The sequence below is a fragment of the Streptomyces sp. NPDC057253 genome, from assembly GCF_042669125.1.
GTDB lineage: Bacteria > Actinomycetota > Actinomycetes > Streptomycetales > Streptomycetaceae > Streptomyces.
Window position 1 is genome coordinate 1 of record NZ_JBHUXV010000235.1, and the last position, 7,787, is coordinate 7,787.

The window sequence follows — 7,787 nt, forward strand, 5'->3', positions numbered from 1 at the left end:
GGCCGGGGCATCGGACGGCCGCCGGTGCACGTTTCTGCCGACGCCGTCGGCTTCCCACAGTCGCCCAGGGCGTCAGACGGCCGCCGGCGTGTCCGACTGCCGGGCGAGGGCCGCCGCGGCCGCCCCGACCAGGCCCGCGTCCGTGCCCATCTGCGCGGGCACGATCGTCAGTCGCTGGACGAAGGAGAGGGTGGCGTAGTCGCCGAGCGCCTTGCGCAGCGGCTCGAACAGGACGTCGCCCGCCTTGCCCACACCGCCGCCGATCACGGCGATGTCGATCTCGACGAGGGTGGCGGTGGCGGCGATGCCGGCGGCCAGCGCCTGGGCCGCCCGCGCGAAGGAGGCCACGGCGACCGGGTCACCGGCCCGGGCCGCCTCGGCCACCGCGGCGGCGGAGGTGTCGCCGTCCGGGCCGGGCCGCCAGCCGTTCTCCAGCGCGCGCCGGGCGATGTTGGGGCCACTGGCGATGCGCTCCACGCAGCCGCGGGCCCCGCACGGGCACCGGTCCCCGTCCAGGTCGACGCTGATGTGCCCGATGTGACCGGCGTTGCCGGTGGGGCCGGCGTGCAGCTGGCCGTTCAGCACCAGACCGCCCCCGACTCCGGTCGACACGACCATGCACAGCGCGTTGTCATGGCCGCGGGCCGCGCCCTGCCAGTGCTCAGCGGCCGTGATCGCCACACCGTCGCCGATCAGCTCGACGGGAAGCCCGCCGGCCGCCTCCTGGACCCGCCTGACCAGCGGGTAGTCGCGCCAGCCGGGCACGTTGACCGGGCTGACCGTGCCGGTGGAGGCGTCCACCGGGCCCGCGCTGCCGATGCCGAGAGCAGTGGCGCGCCCCCACAGCGGCGAGCCGGTCAGCTCGCCGAGGGTCTCCTCCACGGCCCGCATGACGGTCTCGCCGTCCTCCTGCGCGGGCGTGGCGCGCTGGGCGCGGAGCAGGATCCGGCCGTGGCCGTCCACCAGCGCTCCGGCGATCTTGGTGCCGCCGATGTCGAGCGCAGCCACGAGGTCGGTGTGCATCAGTGTCAGTTCTCCCCGTCACCTTGAGGAATGGACAGGCCGGTCTCGCGGTGGGGGCGCAGGCCAGCAGATTGCGGTGGACAGTGTCTCCCGCATCTGACAACGTTGTCCAGGCTCTATGCTCGACGCCACATCCTCATACAAAATCATGGGCCGCCACATCTTTTTGCCATGACCTTGCCACGAGCTCCGACGACAGGACAGGACGCCGCCATCGTGCCCGACACCCACAGCCGTGCAGACCGCCTCTCCGCCACCCGGTACGGCAACCGCCCGACCATGAAGGACGTGGCCGCACGGGCCGGCGTGGGGCTCAAGACGGTCTCCCGCGTGGTCAACGGCGAAGCGGGGGTCACCCCGGAGACGGAACACCGGGTCCGGGAGGCCATCGAGGCGCTCGGCTTCCGCCGCAACGACAGCGCGCGGGTGCTGCGCAAGGGCCGTACCGCCAGCATCGGCCTGGTCCTGGAGGACCTCGCCGACCCGTTCTACGGTCCGCTGAGCCGTGCGGTGGAGGAGGTCGCCCGGGCCAACGGGGCGCTGCTCATCAACGGTTCCAGCGCGGAGGACCCGGAGCGGGAGCAGGAGTTGGTGCTGGCGCTGTGCGCGCGGCGGGTGGACGGTCTCGTGGTGATCCCGGCCGGGGACGACCACCGGTATCTGGAGCCGGAGCTGAAGGCGGGCGTCGCGACGGTGTTCGTGGACCGTCCGGCGGGCCGGATCGACGCCGACGTGGTCCTCTCCGACAACTTCGGCGGCGCCCGCGACGGGGTGGCCCACCTCATCGCCCACGGCCACCGGCGGATCGGGTTCATCGGCGACATGCCCCGCATCCACACGGCCGCCGAGCGGCTGCGCGGGTACCGGGCCGCGATGGAGGACGCCGGTATAGCGGTCGAGGACGCGTGGACGTCTCTCGGTGTCACCGACCCCGAGCGGGTGCGCAGGGCGGCCGAGGAGATGCTCTCCGGGCCCTCCCCCGTCACCGCGATCTTCGCCGGCAACAACCGCGTGACGGTCACCGTGGTCCGGGTCCTCGCCGAGCACACCCGGCGGGTCGCCTTCGTCGGCTTCGACGACATCGAGCTCGCCGACCTCCTCCAGCCGGGCGTCACGGTCGTCGCCCAGGACGCGGCGACCCTGGGCCGTACGGCGGCGGAACGCCTCTTCCGCCAGCTCGACGGCACCCTCCTGACCCCGGAACGCATCGAACTGCCGACCCGGTTGATCACACGGGGCTCGGGCGAGTTGCCTCCGGCGGACTGAGAGGACGGGGAGCTGGGAGAATCGTCGAGTGGCTGAGGTGACGAGGCTGGACGACTACAGGGCGGAGCCGCGGCTGGACGGCTCCAGGTCGGAGCCCAGGTTGGACGGTCACGGGTCGGAGCCCAGGTTGGACGGTCACGGGTCGGAGCCCAGGCTGGACGGTCACGGGTCGGGGCCCAGGCTGGACGGTCACGGGTCGGGGCGCCCAGCCGGGGCCGGGGAGTCGGGTGGCTTTGCGCTTGAGGCACCACACGGCCCGCCGGACCGCCCGGCGTGGGTCCGCGCGGCGACACCGTGCCACGCGAGCGCTCCCACGCTGGAGTCGCTGGGGCTCGACCAGGCTCCACGTGATCACCCGCTGCTCTATCCCGGTGCCTGGCCCGCGGGCTCCGCGCTGCTCCAGGGGGACCGGCTGCTCCCGCTCGACCGGTTGGTGCACGAGGACCGCGCACCCGTCCTCGCGATCGGCTCCAACGCCAGCCCCGGACAACTGCGGCACAAGATGGCCGAGTTCGGGATCGTCTCCCCGGTGCCGATGGTGAAGGCGCGGGTGACCGGGGTCGGCGTCGGGGTGTCCGCACATGTGAGCCGTATGGGATACGTCTCCGCGTCCCCCTTCCACGCCCCGGACTCCACAAGGGAGTTGTTCGTCATCTGGCTGGACGAGGAGCAGCTCGCGGTCGTCGACGCCAGCGAGGGCGTGCCGCTGAGGAACGGCAACTACGGCCGTGCCTGGCTGCCCGCGCCCGAGGTGCGGGTCGAGCTGGAGGACGGCGTGACGCTGCCCGGTGTGCACTCGTACGTCAACCGCCACGGCGTCCTGCACGACGGCACCGGCACCCCCCGCACCCACCCCGGCCAGCGGGACCTGCTCACCGAACTCCTCGTGGGATCACCCCGGTTGAGAGAGCTGTTCGGGGTCACGCCCGAGGAGTTCGTGGCCCGGGCCCGGGCCGACCGGAAGCGGTGCGAGGCCGGCACCCGGTTCTTCGCCGACGAGAAGCGCGTGACGGAGTCCGGCCTGGAGCGGTATCTCGGGGTTCAGCAGACCGGGAGTCCCGGCACCGGCTCGTCGTTGCCGCCGCCCCTGACGTAGACGGCGCTGACCCAGACACCGGTGTTGCCGCTGTCGTCGTCCGTCTTGGCCCACCACACGTTGGTCCACTCCCCCGACGTCTCGCGGCGCCCCAGGTTCGACTGGCAGAAGAAATAGTTGGTGCCCGCGTAGAGGACGCCGGCCTCGGCGCCGGAGGCCGTGTAGGACTTGGCGGTCTTCCAGACCGTGCAGTTGTACTTGCCGCCGCCGATGGCCGTGCAGGCCGGCGCGGGGGTGCTGGGGGCGCCGCCGGACGAGTCGCCGGAGCCGCCGCCCGAGTCGCCCTTCCCCGAGGTGCCACCGCCCGTGCTCGACGTGGCCGACGCGGAGGGGCTGCTCGTGGGTTCGGGACCGCCCTTGTCGCCGGAGGTCGCCTTCGCGCTCGGCGTCTTCCTCCCGCCCTCGTCCGCGGGCTTGGGGCTGCCGGTGCGGTCGGCGTCGGTACGGCCGGACGGGGTGGAGGAAGCCGGCGTGCTCGTACCGGACCCGATCGGCCGGGCGTCGGCGTCGGCGTCACCCGAGCCGTTCAGCAGCGCAGCGGTCGTGCCGGCCGTCGCGAGCACGACGGTGACGGCCACGGCGGCGAGCAGCGCCCGCCCTCTGCGGCGGGGCGAGTCCGAGGCGGCCACGGACGTGGTCGGGCGCTGCTCCTGGGAGACCTGCGACCCGAGTCCCTGCGCGGGCCGCACGGCCGGTCCCGGAGCACCGCCGTGCACGGATGGCGCGGCCGGTGCCGGAGCCCCGCCCTGAGCTACGGGAAGCCCGGCGCCCGGAGCATGACCGTGCCCAGCGGCCCCGGACCCCGGCGCGGCCGGAGGCACAACACCCTGCCCGGCCACCACCGTGGGATCGGCCGCCTGACCACCGGGCGCGGCCCCCGCCCCCTCCGCAGACTGCGACTCCGCTCCCGCAACCGCCCCCGCCGGTCCTCCCGTCCGAAAACCCGGCGGCAACGCCTGACCGCCCGGCTCCGTCCGCACCCGCGTCGCCTGCGCGTCCGGACCGCGCAGAGCCGTCGTCGCGCTGTCCGTCCCCGGTGTGTCCGCCACCGCCTGGAGCAGTGCGCGGGCCTCCTCGGCCCCCGGCCGCGCCTCGGGCCGCTTGTCGAGCAGGCGTTGCAGGACGGGTGCGAGGGGCCCGGCGCGCTGCGGCTCGGGCAGCGGCTCACCGACGATCGCGGTGAGCGTGGAGAACGTCGAGGTGCGGCGGAACGGCGCGGCTCCCTCGACGGCCGCGTAGAGCGTGGCACCGAGGGCCCACACGTCGGAGGGCGCACCCGGATCCGCGCCCTGGGCGCGCTCGGGCGCCATGTAGTCCAGGGAGCCGACGAGGTGGCCGGTGCGGGTGAGGCTGGTGGCGGCGCCGTCGCCCGGGTCCTCCATGGTGGCGATGCCGAAGTCGGTCAGCAGGACCCGGCCGGAGTGGTCGAGCAGGATGTTGCCGGGCTTGACGTCCCGGTGCAGGACGCCCACCCGGTGGGCAGCGGCGAGCGCGTCCATGACCTTGGCGCCGATGCCGGCCGCCTCCCGCGGGTCGAGCGGCCCGCGCTTGCGCAGCACCTGGTCGAGGGAGGGCCCCTCGACCAGCTCCATGACGATCAGCGGGCGTCCGTCGACCTCGCCCACGTCGTGCACCGCGACGACCCCGGGATGCCGGACCCGGGCCGCCGCGCGGGCCTCGCGCTGCATCCGCAGCCGCAAATCCGCGAGTTCGGGCCCGTCGGCGTCGTGGTAGGTGCGCAGTTCCTTGACCGCGACCTCGCGGCCGAGCACCTCGTCGACCGCCCGCCAGACCACGCCCATGCCGCCGCGGCCGAGCCGGCCCACGACCCGGTAACGCCCGGCCAGCAGCCGACCGACGTCGTCCTGGCCCTTTCCGTTGGTCTCCCCCGAAGACACCGCTGCCCCGTTCCTGTGACACGTCAATGCGTGCGGTACAGCCTACGGGGCAGGGGTGACAACACCAGTGCGAGGTTGCGACTGTGACAGGTCCGCGACGTGCGGCTACTGGGCGGAGGCCGTCAGGTCGCCGCGTCGCGGGGCCGCGTACCCCTCCAGGTCGGCCCGGGTCAGACCGGTCAGCCGGGCCACCTCCGCGATGTCGAGGGCACCGCAGTCCAGTCCGCGCAGCAGATAACCGCTGAGCGCCTTCGCGGTGGCGGGCTCGTCCATGACGTCACCGCCGACCCTGCCCGCGTACCGGGCGAGCCGCCCCGCGGCCTGTTCGAAGCCCTCGCGGTAGAAGGCGAACACGGCCGCGTACCGGGTCGGGATGTGGCCGGGGTGCATGTCCCAGCCCTGGTAGTAGGCGCGCCCCAGGGCCCGGCGGGTGAGGCCGTAGTGCAGCCGCCAGGCGTCGTGGACCTTGGCGGTGGGGCCGACGGGCAGCACATTGGTGGAGCCGTCCGAGACCCGTACGCCGGTGCCCGCGGCGGCGACCTGCATGACCGCCTTGGCGTGGTCGGCGGCGGGGTGGTCGCTGGCCTGGTGGGCCGCGGAGACGCCGAGGCAGGCGCTGTAGTCGAAGGTGCCGTAGTGCAGGCCGGTGGCGCGACCCTCGGCGGCCTGGATCATGCGGGCGACGGTGGCGGTGCCGTCGGTGGCGAGGATGGACTGGCTGGTCTCGATCTGGATCTCGAAGCCGAGCCGGCCGGCGTCCAGTCCGTGCGCCTTCTCGAAGGCCTCCAGGAGCCGGGTGAACGCGGTGACCTGCTCGGCGTAGGTCACCTTCGGCAGCGTCAGCACCAGCCCCTCGGGCAGTCCGCCGGCCGCCATCAGGCCGGTGAGGAAGACGTCGAGGGTCCGGATGCCGCGGTCCCGGACGGCCGCCTCCATGCACTTCATGCGGATGCCCATGTACGGCGCCGCTGTGCCGTTCTCGTACGCCTCGGCGATCAGGCGGGCCGCGCGGGCCGCCGTCTCGTCCTCCTCAGCGTCCGGGCGCGGGCCGTAGCCGTCCTCGAAGTCGACCCGCAGGTCCTCGATCGGCTCCTGCTCCAGCTTGGCGCGCACGCGCGTGTACACGGGCTCGGCGAGTTCGTCGGACAGCCCGAGGACGGCGGCGAAGGACGCGGCGTCCGGGGCGTGTTCGTCCAGGGCGGCGAGGGCCTTGTCGCCCCAGGAGCGGACGGTGTCGGCGGCGAAGACGTCACCGGGGACGTAGACGGTGTGCACGGGCTGACGGGTGCCGGGGTCTCCGGGGTAGCGGCGCTCCAGTTCGGCGTCGACCGGCGCGAGGGAGGCGCTGATCTCCTCGCTGACCGCGCCCGCGAGGCTCGTCGCCACCTGCTCCTGCTGGCCCTGACCCATCCCGTACCCTCCAGTTTTCCGCTCTACGGAATCAACAATCCGTAGAACGAAGTTATCCGTGAAGCTTCCCGACGGTCAACACCCCGTCCACAGCATGAGCCACCGCGTTCATCCGGGATGCCGAGAACCCCTACGCCGTCTACCGCACTCCGGTTCGAACAATCATCCTGGTCCGTCGGGAGGGAACTCACATGCCGGACACCCACAGAATGACGCGTCGTATGGGGCTCAGAACCGCCGTGGCCGCCGCCGTCACCGTGCCGCTGATGGGCACGCTGCCGGCCTCCGCCGCCAAACCGTCCAACCGCCGACTCGATCTCATGACGTTCAACCTGCGCTACGCCGGCACCACCGAACCCAACAGCTGGGCGACCCGCCGCCCGGTGATGCGCCGCCTGTTACGCCGGGAGGCCCCCACGCTGCTCGGCACCCAGGAAGGCCTCTACGGGCAACTGCTCGACATCCACGCCGACCTCGGGCCGCACTACGACTGGATCGGCACCGGCCGCGAGGGCGGCAGCCACGACGAGTCCACGGCGGTCTTCTACGACAACCGGCGGCTGGCCCCCGTCGAGCACGACACGCTCTGGCTCTCCGACACGCCGAGGGTGATCGGCTCCAACACCTGGGGCGGCGCGCTCCCGCGGATCGTCACCTGGGTCCGCTTCCGCGACCTGACCGCCGACGACCGTGAGTTCTACGTCCTCAACACCCACTTCGACCACGTGGGCCAGTACGCGCGCGAGCGGTCCGCACAGTTCCTCGGCGAGCGGATCGCGGAGTTCGACCGGTCCCTGCCGGTCGTCGTGACCGGTGACTTCAACGCCACCGCCCACGACAACCGGGCGTACGACATCCTGCTCGCCACCGGGCTGGTCGACACCTGGGACGCGGCGGCCGAACGCGGCAGGCAGTACGCCACCTTCCACGGCTACAAACCCCTGACCCCCGACGGCGACCGCATCGACTGGATCCTCACCACGCCCGGCATCACCGTCCACCGGGCCGCCATCAACACCTTCGCCCTGAACGGGCAGTTCCCCAGCGACCATCTGCCGGTGCAGGCGACCGTGACCCTGGGATGAGGCGAGGCC

6 protein-coding genes are annotated in these 7,787 nt (G+C 73.1%); 3 read left to right on the forward strand and 3 right to left on the reverse strand.

The genetic code is table 11. The features are described from left to right. Nucleotides 1-72: 72 nt before the first annotated feature. Nucleotides 73-1,023 carry an ROK family protein gene (locus tag ACFULQ_RS47845; RefSeq protein WP_383557785.1) on the reverse strand — a complete coding sequence of 317 codons (951 nt, stop codon included), beginning with the start codon at nt 1,021-1,023 and terminating at the stop codon, nt 73-75. 216 nt (nt 1,024-1,239) lie between these two features. Here ACFULQ_RS47845 and ACFULQ_RS47850 point away from each other — a divergent pair, with 216 nt between their 5' ends. Together ACFULQ_RS47850 and ACFULQ_RS47855 are read left to right on the forward strand one after the other, a co-directional pair. Further along, nucleotides 1,240-2,289 (forward strand): LacI family DNA-binding transcriptional regulator, encoded by a 1,050-nt coding sequence (locus ACFULQ_RS47850; protein WP_383557794.1) that lies wholly within the window; start codon nt 1,240-1,242, stop codon nt 2,287-2,289. Nucleotides 2,290-2,647: 358 nt separating this feature from the next. Further along, on the forward strand, nt 2,648-3,385 hold the full coding sequence (locus ACFULQ_RS47855; protein WP_383557797.1) for a hypothetical protein: 738 nt from the start codon (nt 2,648-2,650) through the stop codon (nt 3,383-3,385). On the opposite strand, the gene ACFULQ_RS47860 is transcribed toward ACFULQ_RS47855, so the two are convergent. Together ACFULQ_RS47860 and ACFULQ_RS47865 are read right to left on the reverse strand one after the other, a co-directional pair. Next, nucleotides 3,331-5,283 (reverse strand): protein kinase, encoded by a 1,953-nt coding sequence (locus ACFULQ_RS47860; protein ID WP_383557787.1) that lies wholly within the window; start codon nt 5,281-5,283, stop codon nt 3,331-3,333. The genes ACFULQ_RS47855 and ACFULQ_RS47860 overlap by 55 nt on opposite strands. 105 nt (nt 5,284-5,388) lie before the next feature. Continuing rightward, complete coding sequence (locus tag ACFULQ_RS47865) at nt 5,389-6,693, reverse strand: DUF6986 family protein (RefSeq protein WP_383557790.1); 1,305 nt, start codon at nt 6,691-6,693, stop codon at nt 5,389-5,391. Nucleotides 6,694-6,884: 191 nt separating this feature from the next. On the opposite strand from ACFULQ_RS47865, the gene ACFULQ_RS47870 reads away from it, so the two are divergent. Next, the gene (locus ACFULQ_RS47870) at nt 6,885-7,778 is read left to right on the forward strand and encodes an endonuclease/exonuclease/phosphatase family protein (RefSeq protein WP_383557792.1); all 894 of its coding nucleotides are present in this window, start codon (nt 6,885-6,887) and stop codon (nt 7,776-7,778) included. Nucleotides 7,779-7,787: the final 9 nt, after the last annotated feature.